This is a genomic window from Salinimonas sediminis, assembly GCF_003429285.1.
GTDB lineage: Bacteria > Pseudomonadota > Gammaproteobacteria > Enterobacterales > Alteromonadaceae > Alteromonas > Alteromonas indica.
Map to the genome: position 1 here is coordinate 1,586,086 of NZ_CP031769.1, position 21,427 is coordinate 1,607,512.

At 49.8% G+C, this 21,427-nt stretch carries 20 protein-coding genes; 4 read left to right on the forward strand and 16 right to left on the reverse strand.

All coding sequences use genetic code 11. The features are described 5' to 3' along the window. Positions 1 to 345 precede the first annotated feature (345 nt). The 7 genes from D0Y50_RS07175 to xdhA are packed head-to-tail and all read right to left on the reverse strand — an operon-like array spanning position 346 to position 8,323. Positions 346 to 1,566: a urate hydroxylase PuuD gene (locus tag D0Y50_RS07175; protein ID WP_117316176.1), complete on the reverse strand. Its 1,221-nt coding sequence runs from the start codon at positions 1,564 to 1,566 to the stop codon at positions 346 to 348. Continuing rightward, the gene (gene guaD / locus D0Y50_RS07180) at positions 1,566 to 2,873 is read right to left on the reverse strand and encodes a guanine deaminase (protein ID WP_117316178.1); all 1,308 of its coding nucleotides are present in this window, start codon (positions 2,871 to 2,873) and stop codon (positions 1,566 to 1,568) included. The genes D0Y50_RS07175 and guaD overlap by 1 nt, the downstream gene beginning before the upstream one ends. Next, a complete protein-coding gene (uraH, locus tag D0Y50_RS07185) occupies positions 2,873 to 3,196 on the reverse strand; it encodes a hydroxyisourate hydrolase (protein ID WP_108566282.1) in 324 nt (107 codons plus the stop codon). The genes guaD and uraH overlap by 1 nt, the downstream gene beginning before the upstream one ends. Beyond that, positions 3,193 to 3,723, reverse strand: a complete 531-nt coding sequence (gene uraD, locus D0Y50_RS07190; protein ID WP_108566281.1) for a 2-oxo-4-hydroxy-4-carboxy-5-ureidoimidazoline decarboxylase — start codon at positions 3,721 to 3,723, stop codon at positions 3,193 to 3,195. Before uraD ends, uraH begins: the two co-directional genes overlap by 4 nt. Further along, positions 3,713 to 4,552: a xanthine dehydrogenase accessory protein XdhC gene (gene xdhC, locus D0Y50_RS07195; RefSeq protein WP_117316180.1), complete on the reverse strand. Its 840-nt coding sequence runs from the start codon at positions 4,550 to 4,552 to the stop codon at positions 3,713 to 3,715. Before xdhC ends, uraD begins: the two co-directional genes overlap by 11 nt. Further along, a complete protein-coding gene (xdhB, locus tag D0Y50_RS07200) occupies positions 4,549 to 6,879 on the reverse strand; it encodes a xanthine dehydrogenase molybdopterin binding subunit (RefSeq protein WP_117316182.1) in 2,331 nt (776 codons plus the stop codon). Before xdhB ends, xdhC begins: the two co-directional genes overlap by 4 nt. Beyond that, positions 6,872 to 8,323: a xanthine dehydrogenase small subunit gene (gene xdhA, locus D0Y50_RS07205; protein ID WP_108566278.1), complete on the reverse strand. Its 1,452-nt coding sequence runs from the start codon at positions 8,321 to 8,323 to the stop codon at positions 6,872 to 6,874. Before xdhA ends, xdhB begins: the two co-directional genes overlap by 8 nt. 380 nt (positions 8,324 to 8,703) lie before the next feature. Between xdhA and D0Y50_RS07210 the strand changes: the two genes are divergently transcribed. From D0Y50_RS07210 to D0Y50_RS07220, 3 genes are read left to right on the forward strand one after another with little or no spacing between them, the layout of a single operon-like run. Next, a complete protein-coding gene (locus tag D0Y50_RS07210; RefSeq protein ID WP_108566277.1) occupies positions 8,704 to 9,369 on the forward strand; it encodes a TetR family transcriptional regulator C-terminal domain-containing protein in 666 nt (221 codons plus the stop codon). Beyond that, positions 9,353 to 10,267 carry an allantoinase PuuE gene (gene puuE, locus D0Y50_RS07215; RefSeq protein ID WP_117316184.1) on the forward strand — a complete coding sequence of 305 codons (915 nt, stop codon included), beginning with the start codon at positions 9,353 to 9,355 and terminating at the stop codon, positions 10,265 to 10,267. Before D0Y50_RS07210 ends, puuE begins: the two co-directional genes overlap by 17 nt. A gap of 47 nt (positions 10,268 to 10,314) precedes the next feature. Continuing rightward, the gene (locus tag D0Y50_RS07220) at positions 10,315 to 10,569 is read left to right on the forward strand and encodes a DUF3862 domain-containing protein (RefSeq protein WP_170145464.1); all 255 of its coding nucleotides are present in this window, start codon (positions 10,315 to 10,317) and stop codon (positions 10,567 to 10,569) included. Positions 10,570 to 10,625: 56 nt separating this feature from the next. Here D0Y50_RS07220 and tpx read toward each other — a convergent pair whose 3' ends face one another. Together tpx and D0Y50_RS07230 are read right to left on the reverse strand one after the other, a co-directional pair. Beyond that, positions 10,626 to 11,120, reverse strand: coding sequence for a thiol peroxidase (gene tpx, locus D0Y50_RS07225; RefSeq protein ID WP_108566275.1), 495 nt, complete (start codon positions 11,118 to 11,120; stop codon positions 10,626 to 10,628). A 152-nt stretch (positions 11,121 to 11,272) separates the two neighbouring features. Continuing rightward, entirely contained in the window at positions 11,273 to 12,604 is a 1,332-nt protein-coding gene (locus tag D0Y50_RS07230; protein ID WP_108566274.1) for an NCS2 family permease, read from the reverse strand. Between the two features lie 344 nt (positions 12,605 to 12,948). Between D0Y50_RS07230 and D0Y50_RS07240 the strand changes: the two genes are divergently transcribed. After that, positions 12,949 to 13,947: an adenosine deaminase gene (locus tag D0Y50_RS07240; protein ID WP_108566272.1), complete on the forward strand. Its 999-nt coding sequence runs from the start codon at positions 12,949 to 12,951 to the stop codon at positions 13,945 to 13,947. Positions 13,948 to 14,701: 754 nt separating this feature from the next. Here D0Y50_RS07240 and D0Y50_RS07245 read toward each other — a convergent pair. From D0Y50_RS07245 to D0Y50_RS07275, 7 genes are all read right to left on the reverse strand, one after another. After that, entirely contained in the window at positions 14,702 to 15,277 is a 576-nt protein-coding gene (locus D0Y50_RS07245) for a DUF1989 domain-containing protein (protein ID WP_108566271.1), read from the reverse strand. Further along, on the reverse strand, positions 15,270 to 15,950 hold the full coding sequence (gene gntA, locus D0Y50_RS07250; RefSeq protein WP_117316186.1) for a guanitoxin biosynthesis heme-dependent pre-guanitoxin N-hydroxylase GntA: 681 nt from the start codon (positions 15,948 to 15,950) through the stop codon (positions 15,270 to 15,272). The genes D0Y50_RS07245 and gntA overlap by 8 nt, the downstream gene beginning before the upstream one ends. A gap of 1,016 nt (positions 15,951 to 16,966) precedes the next feature. Continuing rightward, positions 16,967 to 17,803, reverse strand: coding sequence for a glycosyltransferase family 2 protein (locus tag D0Y50_RS07255; RefSeq protein ID WP_117316188.1), 837 nt, complete (start codon positions 17,801 to 17,803; stop codon positions 16,967 to 16,969). After that, a complete protein-coding gene (locus D0Y50_RS07260) occupies positions 17,785 to 18,822 on the reverse strand; it encodes a glycosyltransferase (protein WP_117316190.1) in 1,038 nt (345 codons plus the stop codon). The genes D0Y50_RS07255 and D0Y50_RS07260 overlap by 19 nt, the downstream gene beginning before the upstream one ends. Further along, positions 18,806 to 19,843 (reverse strand): glycosyltransferase, encoded by a 1,038-nt coding sequence (locus D0Y50_RS07265; protein ID WP_117316192.1) that lies wholly within the window; start codon positions 19,841 to 19,843, stop codon positions 18,806 to 18,808. Before D0Y50_RS07265 ends, D0Y50_RS07260 begins: the two co-directional genes overlap by 17 nt. After that, a complete protein-coding gene (locus D0Y50_RS07270; RefSeq protein WP_108566266.1) occupies positions 19,840 to 20,859 on the reverse strand; it encodes a glycosyltransferase in 1,020 nt (339 codons plus the stop codon). Before D0Y50_RS07270 ends, D0Y50_RS07265 begins: the two co-directional genes overlap by 4 nt. Then, positions 20,860 to 21,426, reverse strand: a complete 567-nt coding sequence (locus tag D0Y50_RS07275; RefSeq protein ID WP_108566265.1) for a glycosyltransferase family 2 protein — start codon at positions 21,424 to 21,426, stop codon at positions 20,860 to 20,862. Position 21,427 lies beyond the last annotated feature (1 nt).

The window sequence follows — 21,427 nt, forward strand, 5'->3', positions numbered from 1 at the left end:
CGGTGGCTGAAAGGCAATACACGTCTTTGTTGTTATTGGCCCCAAGATGAACAGTGTATCTGCAACACCACCCTTAACAGACTCCGCCTACTTTTTATTGCTACACAGGGGTTATTCTTAAAATCCGGGAATGGCCTGAAACGACCCTTGGTCGTCATAGGAGCTGATGAAGGAAAGGATGAATAAAAGGTGTGGTGGCGGCACTGATGAACAGCAGGCAGGGCCACCCATCCTGATTTATTCAATACCTGCGCTGTATAATGAGCAGCAATACGAAAAAAAGCACCGGCGGTGCTTTTTTCTTCAGGTAACATTAGCTGGTTACGTGTGGTCTCGCGTTTGGCATTACCGGGCGTTAAACCATTTTGCTATCTGTTGTCTTTCTGTTTCGGTCATCTCTGTTTTATTCATAAAAGGCATATCTTTGGTGACTGCAACCCGCCGGTGAATTTGCGGCGCGTAGCGTTCGATATCCTGCCAGGTATCAAACACGACGCCTAACGGAGCGACCTTAAATACGTCGTCCGTTGCAGAGGCGGAATGACAGCTTACGCAATGTTTATTAATTAACGAGGTTACCGTGGCCTGAGTGACCGGTGACATTTGCCTTGATTCGGGGTGGGTATTGCTGCTATCACCGGCTGGAAGGTGGCTTTGTGAAGGCAAAGCGGGCCACGAGACCCACACCATAATAGCTAACATCGCGGCACTAGCACTGACTAAAATAGAGGGGCGAACAATACCTAAATGTTTTAAGTTAAAGAAATGCCTTAGCCACGCCGCGGTTGCCATCATTAGAATAAGCACAAGATAATTCTGTGGATGCTGGTACGTCATGGGGTAATGATTGCTTATCATAATAAATACCACCGGCAAGGTAAGGTAGTTATTATGCACCGAACGAAGTTTGGCGCCGGCGCCCCATGCGGGGTCAATGGCCGCCTTAGCCGCCACGGCTTTGACCATTTTACGCTGGTTGGGCATGATGTTCAAAAAGACATTGGCCACCATAATGGTCCCAATCAGCGCGCCTACATGGATGTATGCGCCGCGCCCGCTAAACCACTGACTAGTCAGATAGCTGGCCACACAAATTAAGCTAACCAGAAAGAGCGCAAACGCTTTGGGCGATTTTGCCAATGGGCTGCGACACGCCGCTTCATAGAGGGCCAGCCCCCCAAAAATTAAGGCCAGGCCAAGGCCTATCGCTGTAGCCGGTGACCAATGTTGTACGGCGGGGTCAATCAAATAAGCTGAAGCGCCGAAATAGTAAACAATAATCAACAGCGCAAAGCCGCTTAACCAGGTGGTATACGCTTCCCACTTAAACCAATGTAAGGTAGTAGGCATGGCGGCTGGCCCGTAAGCGTATTTGGCGACTTCATAAAAGCCGCCACCGTGGATGGCCCATAAATCGCCCTTAATTCCCTGTTTTTTCTTTGCTTCCGGGGGTTCACGTAAACTGTTATCTAGCCAGATAAAGTAAAAAGAGGCGCCAATCCAGGCAATCCCCGCCACTACGTGAAACCAGCGAACCAATAGCGACGCCCAGTCTAACCATAGCATTATTCAACTTCCTTATGTTGCCTGTACTGACATACCCCGGCTATCCAGGTTTGATAGATGGCCCGATCATCGCCTAGCATGCTTAGTGCAAACAGCATATCTTGCGCGCTATGCGGGTGCGTTAATCGTAATGAGGTGAGCTCATCGAATTCCGGTTGCAGCACCACAAAGTCAGCATGGCTGCCGGGGTTCAAATTGCCAATTTCATGATCCAAACCATAAGCTACCGCCGGGCCCTGGGTCATCATGTATAAACCCGCCAACGCCGACAAAGGGTCATGCCTGAGTTGCGATATTTTGTAGCCTTCACCATAGGTTTTAAGCATATTAAATGTGGTACCGGCACCTACGTCAGTGGCCAGTGCTACATGCACGTGGTTATCCCTAGCCTTGGCAAAATTAAACAGCCCACTGCCTAAAAACAGATTCGATGTAGGGCAGAATGCCGCCGTTGCGCCACTGTCACCCATTCTCTGCCACTCGTTGTCGGTAAGGTGGATACAGTGGCCAAATACAGAACGCTGGCGCACCATATGGTATTTATCATACACATCCAGATAGCCGTCACACTGCGGGTACAATGACTTCACCCATTCAATTTCATCTGTATTTTCAGATAAATGTGTTTGAATAAAAACATCCTGATACTGTACCGCCAATTCGCCCAGTGCGGCCATCTGCTGTTCTGTGCTGGTAGGGGCAAAACGGGGCGTTAAGGCATACCGGTTACGTCCATTGTTATGCCATTTATCAATCAAATCGGCCGACTCGCGCTGCGCCCGACTGGCGCTATCTTGCAAGTAAGGCGGGCAATTGCGATCCATACATACCTTGCCTGCGATTAGGGCCATATTAAGCTCGCTGGCGGCCGTAAACAGGGTATCGGTAGCACTTGGGTGAACCGTGCCAAACACCAGCCCGGTAGTGGTCCCATTTTTTAACAGTTGCTGTAAAAACAGTGCACTGATTTTTGCCGAATAGGCGGGATCTTTAAATTTGTCTTCGGTTGGAAAGGTGTAGCTTTCAAGCCAGTGCAATAGCTGTTTACCATAACAGGCAATCATCTCTGTTTGCGGGTAATGTAAATGGCTATCAATAAAACCAGGCACAATCCAGCGCCCGCGATGGTCCTTGATCTGCGCCTGCGGATAGCGCGGGGCGATAGTCGAATAGTCGCCCAGTGCAACTATGGTATTGCCCTGCACCACCATGGCGCCATCGTCAAAACATTCCACGCTTTCGCTTGGAATAGCACAGGCCTGGGGAAAATGTACAATACGGGCTCGAAATAAATATTGGGTGGTCACTAACTGCCTCGGTAACTACTAAAACCAAAAGGGGAGATCAGCAGCGGTACATGAAAATGGCTGTCCTGATCACCCAAAATAAATGAGATATCAATAAAAGGGTAAAATGTCTCACCGTGCGTACTACGCAAATAGGCCTCGCACGCAAACCGCAAACGATATTCGCCGGCGGTGAACACGGTATCCTGCCAGTCGCGGCAGCGGCCATCGGCATCGGTCACCGATGTCACGGTAGTGCCGGCCGGAGTGTAAAGGGTCAGCGGCAATCCTGCTACTGGTTTTCCTAACGTGGTATCAAGCACGTGGCTGGATAGTGTATTCATGGTAGATCCTGTAAGTCAGAAGGGGTGCTTAGCCCTTTGTCCAGTCGCAGCTGGGTAATCTGTAGCTGATGGTCTGCCGCATTAGCTTGTTCGGTCGCGGTGTCGTTATGAAGCCGCAACCGCAACTCATCTAACATGGCCTGCGCCGACAACCCGGTGGCACAAATAATAAAAATAAAACCATGTTTTTTCAGATATTGCTGATTAAGCTGCTTAAGCTCAATCAAGGTTTCGTCGCTAGCCTGACGGGCGCCGTCCTGCTCGTTAGCAGCTAATGTTTTAGTATTGGCAAACCTCGCCCGCAGGCTATCAATATCGCCAATCATGGGATGCGCGGCAAAGGCTTCGAGCAGATCACTGGTTTGCATTTTGTGCCAGTGTAGCTGCGCATACTCGTGTAACTGCTCGCGGCTGGTAAAGGGCCGGCTTTCCACCATCATGTTGATCCAACTGGCAGCCGCGCAACAACGGCTGAACCATTGTCTGGCACCGGGTACTGATAATTGATTTAGCTGTTCAAGTGTCATGCTGTTCCTCCTTGCTGGCGGATACCGTCGCACTGTGCTTGGTAACGGCGTCCGGCGTACTATGCAAACGCGAGATAATTTGCGCACTGATAGAGATAGCGACCTCAATGGGACGTTTTCCGGGGATTCGGGTATCGCCCACCGGCGAGACTAACGCGCGCTGTTGTGCCCTGCTAATGCCGCGGTTGGCCAATCGGGTGGTAAATCTGCGGGCTTTAGTGTCAGACCCAATCATACCGACAAAGTCAAACTGATGATGGCGCAGGGCGGTTTCCACAATATCGTAGTCCAGCTGGTGGTTATGGGTCAAAATTAACAGCCAGCTCGCCGCCGGTAGGGTGCGGATAAGGCCAGGCGGATCGTCATCGACTATTATTTTAACGTTCGGCGGATAAGGCTGGCTGGTAAACATCGACGCTCGGCTGTCTATCCAGCTAATTTGCAATGGCAGCTGTGCTAACACGGGGATCAGCGCCTGTGCCACATGGCCGGCGCCAAATACGGTTATATGCTGGGTGTGATTCACCCTAACCTCAAACAGCAGTTTGGCCGCCCCTCCACAACATTGGCCTAAGCGCGCACTCAGCGGGAATGACTCGATTTGCTGGCACTGCTGATTGCTCGCCAGTAATGCTCTGGCCTGTGCTGTAGCAGTATGCTCAAGATGCCCCCCGCCAATAGTATCGTAGGTGCTATCTCCGGTTATCACCATTTTAGCTCCAGCCTCACGCGGGGTAGAGCCAGCGATACTGATAACGGTAAGCAGTACATAGCTTTCCCCGCGTTGTTCACACTGGCTTAATGCTTCAACCCAGCTAGCGGCTCTCATAAGCCTGCATCCTGGGCCGCTAATACCGCTTTTAACACACGCTCTGGAGTGGCGGGGGTGTCAAGCTGTGGATCTTGGGTATAACCGGACAGGCTCGACAGCGCATCTTTTAACGCGCACCACACCGATATGCCTAGCATAAAAGGCGGTTCGCCAACGGCTTTAGAATGATAAATACTGTCTTGTGCATTAGGCCGGTGTAAAAGATCGACATTGAAGATGGCTGGCGTGTCTCCAATGGCCGGTATTTTATAAGTGGCCATGTTGTTACTGGTTAACCGGCCATCGTCTCCCCACCGAAGCTCTTCGGTGGTTAACCAGCCCATACCCTGGATAAAGGCACCTTCAATCTGGCCAGTATCTATCGCTGGATTAATGCTGGTGCCCACATCATGAAGTATATCTACCCGGGTAGTTTTATGTTCGCCGGTGAGGATATCCAGCGTAACCTCACTTACGGCCGCGCCATAAGCAAAATAGAAAAACGGACGCCCCGATGCGCTGGCCCGATCATAGTAAATTTTCGGGGTTTTGTAGAAACCCGTGGAGGACAGCGACACCCGCGCCAAATAGGCCTGCTGTACCAGTTCGGTAAAGCCGATGCTATGTTCGGCCAGGCTCACCTGGCCCTGGCTGAACTGCGCATCGGTGGCCTGGAGTTGTAGCGAGGTGGCATAAAAGTCGATTAGTCGCTGGCGAATAATCTGACATGCATTTTGAACTGCCTTACCGTTTAAATCTGTTCCGCTGGACGCGGCAGTAGGGGAGGTATTCGGTACTTTATCAGTGCGCGTAGCGGTAACCTCAATCTGATCTAAACCTATGCCAAACTCATGCGCTGCAATTTGGGCTATTTTGGTATGCAGACCCTGGCCCATTTCTGTGCCGCCGTGATTAACCTGAACCGTACCATCGGTATAAATATGCACCAGTGCGCCGGCCTGGTTTAAGTATTTAGCGGTAAACGAGATGCCAAATTTTACCGGCGTCAGCGCCAGCCCCTTTTTAATGATTGGGCTGGTTTGGTTAAAGGCAGTAATGGTCTTACGTCGCGCCCAGTAATCTGCACTGTCCTCCAGGCGGGCTATAATCTCGGGTAATAAGTTGTCTTCTACCTGCATTCCATAAGGGGTGGTATCGCCGGTATCGGGGCCGTATAAGTTGCGTTTTCTTACCGTCAGTGGATCCTGGCCGGTGGCCCGGGCAATGTTATCCATCATCGCTTCAGCCATTATCATGCCTTGCGGGCCACCGAAGCCCCGGTAGGCCGTATGTGAGACGTAGTGCGTTTGAAAACGATGTCCAGTGACCCGGCTGGCGCCAAGGTAATAACCATTGTCGACATGAAACATTGCTCTATCGACAATTGCATCAGACAAATCCGCCGAATGCCCGCAGTCGCCACTTACCGTAACGTGAGTGGCCAATATTTTGCCGCTGTCGGCTATTCCTACGGCATAACTGTTTTCAAACGGATGACGTTTGCCGGTAACCTGCATATCCTGGCTTCGGGCTAAGCGGAATTTAACCGCACAGCCGTTACGCTGGGCCAGCAGGGCGGCCAGACACGCCCACTGGGCAGCCTGGGTTTCTTTACCGCCAAACCCGCCGCCCATGCGACGCATATCCACCGTCACCTTGTGCAAGCCCACGCCAAGTACTTCAGCGACTAACTTTTGGACTTCACTGGGATGCTGGCTAGAGGTATAAATCATCATCCGGCCGTCTTCTTCGGGCAACGCCAGCGAGATCTGTCCTTCCAGGTACATATGTTCCTGGCCGCCCACCTTTAGCTGTCCTTCCAACTTGATGGGAGCCTCGGCATACACCGCCGCGTAATCGCCTTGTTGCATCTGGTGGCTGGGCCGGACCTTGGCAGCTAGGTCGCGGGCCGCTGCAATGCTTAGCAGAGCAGGCGTGGGCTCTACTTCAATGTTGCCTAAGGTAGCAGCATAGCGGGCCTGCTCAACTGTGTGAGCTAATACCGCAAATACCGGTTGGCCAAAAAATTTTATATTATGCTGCGCTAATACCGGATCGCCATCAAAAACAGGGGCGATATCTACGTGGCCGGGTACGTCCTCAGCGGTTATCACATCTATCACGCCGGGGGCCGCTCGCACTGCCGCTAAATCGATATTTCTTATTCGCCCGGCTGCGCAACGGCTTTGCCCTACCGCGCCATAGCACGTATCAGCCGGTACCGGCATATCGTCGACATAGCGGGCGCTGCCAGCTACCTGTCGGCTGGCACTTTCGTGTGCGGCAGGTTTAGCTAAAGGACTGGCGCTGGTGGCGGCCTGCTGTTGTTCACTAAGTTTACGCATGATACTGCACCCGGGTCGAAATACGATTAGTACTGGGTTGTTGTTCTACAAAAAAGCGATGCCACAAGTTAACCACTAGCTGGTTACGGTAATCGGCGCTGGCGCGAACATCATCTATTGGCGCAAAACTGGTAGCTAATATTTGTTTGCCCCGCACCAGTGTAGCCGGAGCGTTTAACGCCATGCCTACCAGGTTTTGCTCCAGCGCTATGGCACTTGCCGGCGTGGCGGCGACCCCGCCAAACCCGGTGGTTGCCCGGGTTATCTTGCCCTGGCTATCAAGGCGAAGCTTGAAAACTGCACACACTGCCGAAATGTCATCTTCAAAGCGTTTAGACACCTTATAGGCAGCCAGGCGGTCGGCGGTCGTTAACCGCGGAATACGTATCTTGCTAAGCCAGGCCCCGGCAGGCAGGCTGGTTTGCCGATAGCCGGTGAAAAATGTGCGAGCGGGCAGGGTATACGTCTGTTGACCATCGTCTGCAATAAAGTCGGCTTCAAGGGCGAGCATGACCGGTGCCATATCACCAATAGGCGAGGCATTGGCCAAATTACCCCCCAGCGTCGCCTGATTACGTACCGGTAGCGAGGCGAAGCGCTCGAATAACTCGGTAAGCGGCGCAAAAGCATCCAGCAATACCTCCTTGATATCGCTAAGGGTGCAGGCGGCACCGAGTGTCAGGTAATCATCGTCACACTCTACGCTGTGTAACTCGGCTAACTGGCTAATGCTTATCAGGGTTTTAAACTGCCGCAACTGTTGGGTAATTTCCAGGCTCAGGTCGGTACTGCCGGCTACCAGCAAAGCCTCTGGGTGCTGGGCAATGCATGCTGCCAGCGCTTCACGGCTGGTAGGCATAAGCAACCCGGTGGACTGGTTATCGTCACTGGTATTGGCCTGCATGGCAGTAAGCGTGGCGATAGTGGTGGCCGCCATACGGTTAAATTTATCTTCTACGGGCTGCTGACATACGGCCATTGTCGCGTCAATGATAGGCCTGTACCCGGTACACCGACACAGGTTTCCCGATAGGGCATGTTCAACTTCGCTTCGGTTAACCGGTTGGTGGCGCTGATATAGCGCAAATATCGACATGACAAAGCCCGGCGTACAAAATCCACACTGGCTGGCGTGGTGGTCAACTAATGCCTGCTGGACGGGATGTAATTGCTGGGCTTCAGCCAGGTGCTCTACGGTAATCAGTTGTTTGCCGTGCAATGACGACATCAGCGCAATACAACTGTTGATGGTACGGTAATGTAGCCCGGTATGGGATGGGTTTAATTCGGCCACCACTACCGTGCACGCACCGCAATCGCCAGAGGCACAGCCTTCTTTTGTACCGGTAAGCCGGCGTTGTTCACGCAAAAAATGCAGCACGGTCTGGTTCGCATTTTCCGTTGAAACGGTAAGCGGTGTTGTATTCAATAAAAAGCGCACCATCAACCTTTCCTCTGGTTTTTCAAAATCTCTGAATGCATCACTATAGCGGTCTTTTTAAATTAAAAGTAGACCAAATGGTCAAATAAAAAAGAATAAAAAAACATGCGCCAAAATGGGTAGCATGCTCTATGTTGGTGCAATAAAATGGCTGATTCACTAAATGGGTTTTTATCATACCCGCCTACAACCCGTACATAGCGCCTTCTGGTGATATTAACACCGGCCCGGGTTGGCACCATCACGATAGGCACAGCAAGTTCTATGCACACTCGGCGAATAGCCAAGATCCGCTGGCGGGATAAAAAATGTTGAGAGAATAGTCGACTATGGCACTATGACTGCTTGGTCAGGAATGCGTTTGATAAAAGGCATAAGGATTTATGGCAGGAAACAGAAGCACTGACATCTCTGTTGGTGAGAAAAATAAAACAAATATTTTGCAGGCGGCAGAAAAGGCTTTTGCCCAGCACGGTTTCAAAGGCACCTCGGTTCAGCGCATAGCCGATGCCGCCGGGTTGCCCAAAACGAATGTACTTTACTATTTCAAAACCAAACAGGACTTATATCAGGCCGTACTAAAACAAACTTTGAGTTTGTGGAATTCCCGTTTTGATCTAGCTTGCGAAACTGATGACCCAGCGGAAACATTGGCTGAATATATCAGTGAAAAAATGGAAATGTCCCGTACCCATCCCATGCTATCGAAGATATTTGCGCTGGAAATTTTAAACGGCGCACCTAATCTGAACCCCTATTTCAATGATGAGCATTTGCACTGGATGCAGGGCAGGGTGGCGATAATTGAAGCCTGGATAACACAAGGCAAAATGAATCAAGTTGATCCCCATTATCTGCTCTATACCATCTGGGCCAGTACGCAGCATTACGCGGATTTTGCCACCCAGATAACCCGCCTGCGGGGGCAGAAAATGAAAAAAGCGGATTTCGCCCAGGCCACCACCACCGTTATTCAACTTATTTTAAATGGCTGCGGCTTGACCGTGCCCCCTCACTATGAAAGATCCCAACATGACCAACTCAGTTAATTACCCGCGCGACCTTATAGGTTATGGTGCCACCCCCCCGCACGCTCAATGGCCTGGGAACGCCCGTATCGCGTTGCAGTTTGTGGTGAATTATGAAGAGGGCGGAGAAAATTGTGTGCTACATGGTGATAGCCACTCGGAAGTATTTTTAAGTGAAATCATCGGTGCCCAGCCTTACCCCGACCGGCACATGAGTATGGAGTCGATTTATGAATACGGCAGTCGGGCGGGCTTTTGGCGTTTACACCGTCTGTTAACCCAATATCAGATACCCGCCACCGTATTTGGCGTAACTATGGCGTTGCAGCGTAATCCTGAGGCGGTTCAGGCAATGCTCGACGCAGACTGGGAAATTGCCAGCCACGCACTGCGCTGGATTCATTTTCAGGACATGGACGTGGCCACCGAGCGTCAACAGATAGCGCAGGCCATTACCCTGCATACCCAGCTTACCGGGAGTAAACCGGCAGGCTGGTATACCGGCCGTACCAGCCCCAACACCCTGGCTTTACTGGCTGAGCGCGATGATATCTTATACTGCGCGGATTCCTATGCAGATGACTTGCCCTATTATGATAACCATTACACCAAACCCTTACTGATGGTGCCCTACACATTGGATACTAACGATATGCGTTTTGCTACACCCCAGGGTTTTAACAGTGGGGAACAGTTCTATCAATATCTTAAAGACGCTTTTGATGTGTTGTATGAAGAGGGTCAGCAAAGCCCCAAAATGCTTTCAATTGGCTTACACTGTCGAATCATCGGACGCCCGGCCCGGTTAGCTGCGTTAAAACGATTTATTGAGTACGCGCAAGGTCATGCTAAAGTATGGTTCGCTACCCGCGAGCAAATTGCCATGCACTGGCAAAAGCACCACCCTGTATCGCGGTAGCACTATACCCTTTAAGAATAACAATTGTGGTATCCGTGGAGTAATACATGTTGAAAAAAACGTTAGCTGTAACCTTTTTGCTGTTGGCGGTTACAGGCTGTTCTAAGCTCAATAAAGAAAACTATGACAAACTGGAAATGGGCATGAGTCAACAGGACGTTGAAGATACTATAGGCAGTGCTGACAGCTGTAATAAATCGCTAGGCACGCTCAGTTGTATCTGGGGTGAGGAAGAGGGTAAACATGTGAAAGTGATGTTTATGTCAGATAAAGCAGTCACCTTTTCCTACAACAAACTGTAGTAAAAAAGCCGGAGGCTTTCGCGTCCGGCTTTAATCAGTTTTGCCAATCACATCATTTACAGGGCGTTAAGCGCTGCATCGTAATCGGGTTCATCAGCGGTTTCAGCCACTTGCTGGGTATACACCACCTCACCTGCGTCATTGATAACCACAACACTGCGTGACAACAGGCCAGCTAGTGGGCCATCTTCAAAAGTCACGCCATAGTCGCTGCCAAAGCTGCTGCGAAAGGTCGAGCCGGTTAAGACATTCTCTACCCCTTCAGCGCCACAAAAGCGGCCAGCGGCAAAGGGTAAATCGGCAGAAACACAGATAACCACGGTATTGTCCAGTCCGGCCGCTTTTTCGTTGAAGGTACGTACAGACATTGCACACGTGCCGGTGTCGACAGACGGGAAAATATTTAAAACAACCTGTTTGCCGCGAAGCTCACTTAAGCTCACAGTCGACAGATCAGATTTTACTAACGTGAAATCCGGGGCTTGGCTGCCTTTGGCAGGAAGCTCACCGACGGTGTTCATGGAATTACCTTGTAACGTTACTGTTGCCACGTTGGCTCCTTATGGATGGTGATAAATATTTTTATTATCTTGCCTGAGATAACCTGTATTGCAATGCTTGTACGCCGGCCAGGATTGCACTACAACCGCTCATCGGCTGGCCGGGCCTTGTTTCGGCATGATCTTTGGGCATTGTAGCCGGGTTATTTCAAATCAAATGCATAGCGCAGTAAAAACAACAGGCCAAGCGCATATGTAAGTTTGCTTACCTGTTTACCTTTACCGGTCCCTAACATAATGGCGACATACGTAATAAACCCAAGAGCAATGCCTTCACTTATGCTAAAGGTCAGTGGCATAGCCAGTAGCGCCACAACGGCTGTGGCCAATGCTCCAAGATCGTCAAAATCCAGTTGGCGGATAGAATCCATCATTAATATACCAACCATTATCAGGGCAGGGGTAGTGGCCATAAGCGGTATCACTTTCATCAGCGGTGTTAAAAACAGCGATAATAAAAAGCAAATCGCAACCACCATGGCGGTGAGGCCGGTGCGGCCCCCCGCAGACACCCCCGCCGCAGATTCTACATAGCTGGTAACCGGTGATGTCCCTAGCGCTGCGCCTGCCACGCTGGCGGTAGCATCGGCGGTCATTGCGCTGCCAATCTTGGGTAAGCGACCTGATTCATCCAGCAAATTAGCGCGCCGTGACACACCTATCAAGGTGCCAATGGTGTCAAACATATTCACAAACATCAGGGCGAAGATAAGATCCCAGGTCTGGGCGAAGTTTTCGATAGGGTACCAGATATCCATTGCAAAAAAGGTTTGCGACATGCTGTCGGGCAGGCCAACCACACCGTCAGGCTGAGCCGTTAAATACCCGGTTTCAGTGGGTACAAACAGGCCAATCAGGCTAAGCACTACGATGGAAAGTAAGATACCGCCGGTAACTTGCTTCATGACCATGATAATGGTGAACAAAATACCAGCAAGGGCCAGCATCACTGCCGGATCAGACAGGTCGCCCAACGTGACGAAGGTGGCAGGATGGTCTACCACCAGGCCAGCATTCTTTAGACCGATAAAGGCGATAAACAAACCGATACCGCACTGTACACCAATTTTCAGCGCGTTGGGGATAGCTTCGGCCACTTTGGTTCTGATGCCCGTTAAGGTTAGCAGTAAAAATAGTATGCCGTTCCAAAATACAATGCCTAGTGCGGCATCCCAAGGCACATCTCGGGTCATACAGATAGTAAAGGCGAAAAAGGCATTCAGTCCCATCCCCGGTGCCATGGCAATGGGATAGTTAGTCATCAGGGCCATTAACATGGTACCAATACACGCTGACAGCGCCGTTACCGTAATCAGCCCCTCAACAGGCATACCGCTAAGGCCTAGAATACCTGGGTTGACCACCAAAATATAAGACATTGCAGCGAAGGTCGTTAACCCGGCAATCACCTCAGTTTTGATGGTAGTGCCATTGGCGTCGAGTTTAAAAAATCGTTGGAGTAAGTCTGTTATCATGCGTTCTCTCAATGGCGCGTTTTTTGTAATACTTTAAGCCGATAAGCAATAAGTTGACCATGTAGTCAACTTCGTGGTGTGCTTTGTGCTTAGTCTGGCCAACACCGCGATAGGTTATCGCTTGGTAATCAGTGACCGTGCCACAATGGCATTGCCTGGCACAAAGGCTGAAAGTTTTAATAAAAACGGCTATCGTGGCATGTTAAGCGTTATCAGTATGATAATGCAGCGAGAACGAAGCGCGGTGGGTTGCGCCGCAATTGTGCGTGAAGCATCATTAAGGTGCAACCGTTGGTCTGAGTTTTTTGCTATCCAGCGTAATAAGAATGATAAAAGGGAGGCATATGGCCATTTCCACACGAATTTCCACGTTACCTAAGGCCGAACTGCATTTACATATTGAAGGTAGCCTTGAGCCAGCCTTAATGTGGCAGCTCGCGCAAAAACATCAGGTGATTCTGCCCTATAGCAGTGTGGCCGAGATTGAAGCAGCCTATCAATTTGATTCGTTACAAAGCTTTCTTGACCTGTATTATGCCGGCGCCGATGTCTTGCGCGATGAAGATGATTTTTATCAGCTTATGTGGTCTTACTTATGTCGCTGTCGTGAACAGAATATTGTACACGCCGAGATTATGTTTGACCCCCAAACACATACCCTGCGTGGCGTCGATTACGCTGTGTTTATGGCTGGTTTTGATAAGGCAATTACGCAGGCCAGGCAAGACTGGGGCATGAGTGTGCTACTGATTTTATCGTTTTTACGGCATCTCAGTGAAGCCGAAGCGTTTGACACTTTAGCTCAGGCAGCTCCCTATTATTCGATGATAAGCGCTGTAGGGTTGGATAGCTCAGAGCTAGGCCACCCGCCGGAAAAATTCGCCAGAGTGTTTGCCAAAGTCCGAGAGCTGGGTTTTAAAGTGGTGGCCCATGCCGGCGAAGAAGGACCGGCTGAGTACATTTGGCAAGCTATTGAGCTGCTTGAAGTAGACCGTATCGACCACGGCGTTCGCTGTCAGGAAGATGAGACTTTATTAGCCTTAATTAAACAACGTCAGATTCCGTTAACGGTATGCCCGTTAAGCAACCTGAAGCTAAAAGTGATTAACGATATGGCTCAGCATAATATTTTGCAGCTATTGGATGAGGGCTTATTAGTTACCGTAAACTCCGATGATCCCACGTATTTTGGCGGGTATCTGAACGATAACTATGTGCAACTTGAACAGGCACTGGCTATGAACGATGCTCAGCTAAAACAGCTGCTTATCAATAGCTTCAAGGCCAGCTTTTTACCCCCCGCGCAACAGCAGCAGTGGATAGACCAAATTAACGCGGCATAATAGGTGTCACTGCTGGTAGCACCTAAATGCCTGGTGTACCCGTATGGGCCGGGCTCCGGCATCACCAAGGCCAAAGGGTCAACTGCCAGGCCGGTTGGGGGGTTATTGCGTAGCAAAGAAAGCCACCCGCGTCGATATCCTATCCTGCACAAGCAAGCGGGATCGTGGCTGGTGTTCTCCTGCCGCTGACTGGTCTGTATAGCCTGCGCAGCGATTTAGTAAATTTACGCCGGTGTTTCGTTATTATCATACTCTGCGTGAGTAACCTTCGCGGCTCGTTGCAAACCAAATCACCCAAGCCACATCCATCAGTTACAGGTAAAGCCAAGGAAAACAGGCATTGAACTGGCCGGTAGCAGGTGGCTTATCCGGGAAGGGGGAGGGGCATAATAGCATTAGCGGTTTGGTAGCGTCGCCACCCTCACTGCGCCCACCCGGTTAAAACCCAATGTGTACCTGGCACCCGACAAGGCCCACGCGCGAAATGCGTTGGGCGAAGGTTATGTACATTCGTGCAGAGCAGCAGAACAGGCAAAGGCAAAATAAACGATTTATAGCCTGGTGGCAGGTACCATATTGGCATGAGTGTTCAAGCGCTTTTGATAATGCTTCGGGGAATAAAGCGCGGTGGGCCGCGTGAATTTCAGACACAAAAAAAGGGCCTTTGCCCTTTTTTAGCCGTGTCTACGAAAGGTATCTGCATGTTACCAGCACAGGACCATCTAATATCACACGGCCAATAACTAACGCCCGACTACAGAATTTCGTAGCAAATCGGTTTGTAACTAAAGTTATTCGACTCTCCGGCGGAGCACGCGGTAAGCCCTACTACCATATCCATCTTTGCTTCAAATACGGTGTAGTCACCGGCTTTACTTTTGGGGGGTAACACGGATATTTTGCCACTGGCGTCGACGGCTACATTCATAAATGTATTGAAGGTGGTGCCTATCAGGTGCTCAGGAATACCATAAGCGGCAAATGCACTGACTAAATTGCCATGGCAACCGGGTACTGGCTCTTCATTAGGGTAAAAATGGCGAAAGGTATCTTTACTGCAAGGCGTTAATAAAAAGTCGTGATCTTCAACCGTATCTTCAATAATATCAAACATCACATTACTTTGGTTTGAATACAACTTCGAGCCTTTACCAAATGCCAAACTTTCATTGTAATCAAGCGATCTGCCAGACGACAGATATTCGTTATGGTTAGCACTGTTAAATGCATACAAATCAGCTACCTGTTCGCCTTCCGGGTCAATAACCTTCAGTTTTTGGCCTGCACGTAATTCAAAGGCGGTGCCGCTGCGAGGGGCAATCTTATCCATTTTCTGTTTGCTCCTTAGAGGGATGGAACGGACATTTCCAATTGTCTTCAAGTAAACGCCCGCTATATTGTTTGGCTTCTGAATCACTACCGTGATTTCCCAACATTGGATTATCCGAGCCACTAAAAATAGTGTCGCGTTTGCGAATATGATCGCGAAAAGTCTCGAATTTTCCTTCGTCTCTTAATTTATCGAACTGCTCATGTAAATTAAACACAATCGCCGGCGACTCAAAACGCCGGCTTTTACGTCTGCTGGCCGGGTTCAGGCAGACGATAAAAAATGCGCGGCCACCTAAACTGAAGCTAAAATTATCATGATCGGGATCACGGCTAACCGCTTTGTCCCAGCCATACAGGCGGCTGTCTATTTCGTGCAACTGCTGAAGCTTTTCCCATAACAGTCGTTCATACTGGCGCTCAGTATGTTGCCATGGGCCTTCAAAGGTGCAGACAAACGAAGAGAACATATGCTTCTTAATATCAAAGTTATCAATAAATGCATAAAGGTCAGACAGGATATCGGTATTGTCGCAGGCATCAGAAAGTCCACCGTATTGATTCAGGTGAATCTGCTCTTTCGCCAACGCAGTTTTTGCGCCTACACAGGGGAAGCCTTGCTGGGCGATAAACTGTTGAAGATTTTCATCAAGTTGTGGTAAATAGGCTTGCATGCGCAGGCTCCTTCAGGCTTTAGCACGAAACAGATTCATATACAGGGAAGAATAACTACCAGGGGCTAAGCACTGATTCCATATTCACTGCTAACTGCAGATGGGTTTTAGGTAGCCCGAACAGCGTAGGTTCAACATTGGCTTGGGCAAGGAGGGCTGGAGGGCGATATACCACCTCGCGAAGCTCCAGGCTCCTATACGGAAGCGCGTAACCCTGCAACTGCGAAAGGTGCCTTACGAATAAGTAAAAAGCACTGGTAAGCGAAAGCTAAGGCACATAAGGTTTCCATTGGTCTCTCCGTCTTCTCTAACCTTACTTTGACCTGGCGGTGAACCGCGAACAACAGTGATAGTAAGGGATGTTTATCTTGTTAGTTATTATCTATTAAGCAAGAACCCTGCCCATTAAATTTACCCGCTAAGTAAATGAAATTTAAAGGGTATTTTCATATTTTATATTGGCTCTGTCCCCGCGTATGAAAAACTATCTGAAAGCTGGGAATTCTTTACCGGGTAAATATCACCGGATCACTGGTAAATCCTTACATTATTGCGGTATGGGCCGCGCCAGATGTGCAAAACGGCTAGGCACCACGGTTCTTCATCAATTAAATCCACTGCGCGAAAAGGTATAAAATACCTCTATTTTTACCTTAAAGAATGACTGAGGGCAGATAAAGCAGGTATACGGCCGGCTAGCGCTATAAGTCGATGACTCTGTAACGCTGCCAGTCGACGGATTTAGCGCCTTCAGGAATGCAAGGAAACATGTGATTCGCGGCTGGGGCCGGAGCTGGGAGAAGGCCGGTCACCCTGGTCAGCGGCAATACAGGTAGAGAACGGCAATTCAGATAGGCAATGGGTTAACTGATGGATAAGCCGATAGGCCTTAAGGGGAAGAGAAATAAAGACGCGGGGACCAGGTATTCCCCTCTGCAGGAAGTACAATACGCTGGCCACAGCGCTACACAGTGCCGATGGCCAAGCGTGACGACTCCGTTACCAGTAGCAACGGGTTAATAGGGTTGTTCGCTGAATGCCTGCGTTAGTTCCTGCTCAGACGGTTCGCGCAATAACGCGACCTGATGCGCCTCTTCATCCAGGCTAATCAACTGTTTTTCTTCAAATGCTTTTAACCAGCTATACATTGGTAGATATCCATGTTGCTGGGCAAAGTAATTCGCATTTTCGCAAATACTGGCCACATAATTCATCGGCGGCGTATATTTGGTATGGTATTGATGTAACACCTCCGCATCACACATTACCAGTTTGCATCCTTTGTTAGTAAAACGCTCGGCAAAGTCGGTATCTTCCCCACCATAACCGGTGAAATTGTCGTCAAAGCCGCCGGCTTCGTTAAATGTATTACGATGAATACAAAATACTAGCGACCAGAAATGTTTATGGTCGATGGGCGTTCCAACCGGCAGATTAGCCCGTTTGGGGTGGGCAATAGCATCACTGCTTAACCGGTCATAATTGCCATGCTCGGGAACGTCACGTAGATAGCGAACCCCGGCAGAAGAGATGGTATGTGGGCTTGCCTGCTGTAATAGAGCATCAAACAGATTAGGACTGCAGATACAATCTACATCTAAAAACAATAAAATAGGCTGCGTAGCGGTATCTACGCCCAGATTTCTGGCCTTCGCCAAAGGTAGCCCATCACCTTCACACGTTACCTGATGAATCGGTACATCCTGTATCTCGTCCTTATCAAGCCGATCCTCTTCCATCCACACAACCACGACTTCCTGCGGCTTTACTGTGCTTCGACCAATGCTCTCAAGCAGATTTTCCAACTGTTTTTTGCGCCCTTTTACCAGGGTTATCACTGAGAATGGAGGCATAGTACGTCCTTAATTAAAGCGGCAAATTGTGCAGCCGCATGAGGGTTGACCAGCGCACTGGTGCGGCTGATATCAATTTTTGCAGCATGTTGTATAGCTAGCTGCCACAGGCTTGGGTGGAGCATATCCTGTGACTCCATCATTACTGCGTAGCCACCTTGGGCGAGCCGGTTGGCTTTCACCACCTGTTCGTCATAGGGACGTGGTTCAGGAGTAATAATTAATTTTTTGCCCATGATGATGAGCTCAGAAAGGAGGTTATTACCGCCGCTACAAACTACGATGTCTGTGGGTACATGTTTGGTAATGTTCTGGCAAAAACCCGCGTAATGAATGTGTGACGTGGACGGGCCATCGCAGCCAACCACCCAAATAGGCAGGTTTACTTGACTGAGCCCTGCAAGGACCGAGGCAACCCAGGCCGGGTCAGTGGATATCAGGGTCAAACCCCGTCGGCTGGCTGGCTCGTGGGCTTGGAACTGCGGGCTGAAAAAACCCAGATAATGTGTTTTAAACTGATACGCAAAGTCTTCATTCTCTACCACCTGCGGATAGGGAGCAAAGAGAGCCTCAGCACATTCGTACGCATAGTTCTGGGTGGGATCAATGGCAGTATTCCCGCTATGGCGCTGCATAATGCATGGCACCCCGGCTGCGCGCGCTAAAATAGTTAGCTCGGCTGATACATCGCTAATAAACACATCCACTTTATGAGCTAACAACAGGGTACAAAATACCTGGGCGCGATTGCCCGCTTCGGGGGTATAGGCAACACCTTCAAAGGCGCGGTTAAATGTTCGTGCTGTAGGCACTGCGTCTGCCGGCCACTTGGACGGTAAACACTCACAGTACAATGTAGGAAACGTACCCTGCACCTTATCCTGCATGCTCTCGCTGGCTACCAGCAATACTACCTGATAGTGCTCCGGCAGGGCCGCAAGCAAGCTTTTTGCGCGCTGCAGATGCCCTGAGCCATGATGATGTATGTAATACAAAATGGTACTAGTGCAGTTGTTCATACAGACTCTCGTATTGCGTCAGGGTATGGGCAAAATCGAACTGCCTGGCGTAGCCAGCGCAGGTGCCCTGGGGAAGTGTTTTAATAGCGTTAACCGCCTGCATGAGTTCACTACGGTCGTCCGGGGATACAATTTGAGTTGCTGGAAAATGGCGCAGTTCCGGCACAATGGCAGAGGCAAAGCCAATTACCGGGGTGTCACACGCTAATGCTTCGAGCGTAGCTAACCCAAACGGCTCGTTCCAGCGAGAGGTGGCAAGCGCGGCAAATGCTCCTGCTACGTATGTGCGAAGCTGGGCCTGATCAAGATGACCAAGATAACGCACGTTAGTGTTTAGGCGGGGCTCAATTTCCTGACTAAAGTAGTGCTGATCGCTGATGGGCCCGGCAATATACAAAGGCTTACCGATGCCAGCGGCCAGCGTTATTGCAGCTGTGATGTCTTTGTCCGGACATATTCGGCCACTAACAATGACATAATCGTGTTTAACCTGCGGTGGTAGCGTAAACGCGCCGGGGTTAATACCATTATTGATAACCTCAATACCCGTGCCAATTACCGCTTCCCACTCTTGTTTAAGGCGCTTCGATACCGCGATATAGCGGTCATCGCTGCGGGCCCGGTGCAACTGATGCGCTAAAGCTAAACGTTCCGATACCGGACTGTGCAGCGTTACAATACTAGGACGTTGGTGCATAAACCCATAATCATAAATAGCATGATAATAGCTGTGATAATGGACCGCGTCGTAGCCGCTGGTATCGATAAGTCCGTATTGGGCGGCCTGATACTGTTTTTGACCATCTGCTTCACTGGTAATAGCATCACACATGCGCATCGCCGACTCTTCGATGGCCAGGGTGTTAAAGCGGTTGGTTTCATCGGCATGCTTGCATAAAACATCCACATGATGGCCCTTGGCGGCTAAGCCATTGGACAGCTGTACTACAAACGCTTCGGTCCCCCCTGCAAACGGTTCGGCCAAAGACACGATAGGGCTGGTTACCATTAATATTTTCACAACAGGGCACTCACTTTATCGCTATATGCCCGGCACATGGTGGCAAGTGGGAACTGGTCGGCGCGCTGTCGAACATCGTCACGATGACATTGCACTGCCTGTGCCAATGCTTCAGCCAGACTATACACATTATTTCCTGCCGCCAACCGGCCCCCAGAGTCGGCGACAATTTCCGGGAACGCACCCCGGTTAAAAGCCGCGACCGGTGTTCCGGTGGCCATAGACTCTACTGTAGATAAGCCAAAAGGTTCATCCCAGCGGGCCCCAAATACCACCGCCTGAGCTTGCTGCAAACATGTATTGATTTGCTGGTGGGTAAGGTGCCCCAGATATTCGACATTATTGCTTAGCAGGGGGGCTATTTGCTGGTCAAAATAGCTTTGATTAAAAATGGGGCCAGCAAACTTGAAAGGCAAATCAAGCTCGTTCGCGGCGCGAATAGCCAGATCGAATCCTTTTGACGGTAAAATCCGGCCAAACGAAAAGGCAAACCGGGGATTGTTCTTTTCCACCTGCCACTGGCTTAGATCAACGCCATTATAAATAACGTCTATATGATCGTTAATGAATGGCCGCCATAACTCTGCCACTGAATAAGATACCGCATTGTAATGCACATAAGGGGAGTAGGAAGCCAGATCAGCGGCCGCTTTCAGCTTGCTATAGGGCGGTGTATGCAGGGTGGTTAAAATAGGCATATCGTACTTACATGCCCACAGTGGAGGCACAGAGCTGATCGCATTGTTATGAATAGCATCAAAACCACGCCTGCTGATGTCAGCCATAACCTTGAGCAAAAAGTCATTCTCTACAATATCCGGATAGCGCTGGTACGCTTGCTCATCGATAGGGAAAGACACCAGCTTGGTGTTGACCTGACTATCGGGATGCGCATAAAGCGTTACATCAATATGTTGGCTATACGTATCAACTAACGACGCAATAAACGCCTCAAGCCCGCCTGCAAAAGGCGGTTTAATAGGAAATCTGGGATGGGCTATAACCGCCAGTTTCATCTACACAGTTCTCCCATGGGCAGCTTTATACAACACTGGCTGGTTAAAATAAGCCGGTGAAGCAAGCGTAAAGGCGCGCTCAAGCAGGGCCCAGTCGGCTCCAGCTTCCTCCTCAAACGGTAATAGAAGCTGTAAAAAAGCAGTGTCAAAAATCACCCCCTCAATCGGGCGCTGCCAGGACAGGGGTATTTGATAGTCCTGCTTAAAATAATGCGGGGTCACGGCAAAATGCTGCCATTGGGTCGTTACCAGTTGAGCCCTAAGCGTTGCTTCATCAAAGGTGTCGTCATCCGTTCGAAATACCACATAGGGGTGGCTGATTTTTGCACATGCAAGGTTATAGGCGGTAAAACGGCTATTCGTTGGATTGTCGATATAATCCAGTTGCGTTATACCAGACAACGCCTCGCCCAACTTTGCATATCTTTTATAGGTGGCAGGGGAGTTATCTACCACAATAATCTGACTGTCGGGAAAATGCTGTTTAAATTGCATAATCCGCTCTGTTACTCCATCTTTCATCTTGTAGGTAACAAAAATTGCGCTAATCGACAGTGCCGGTTCCATG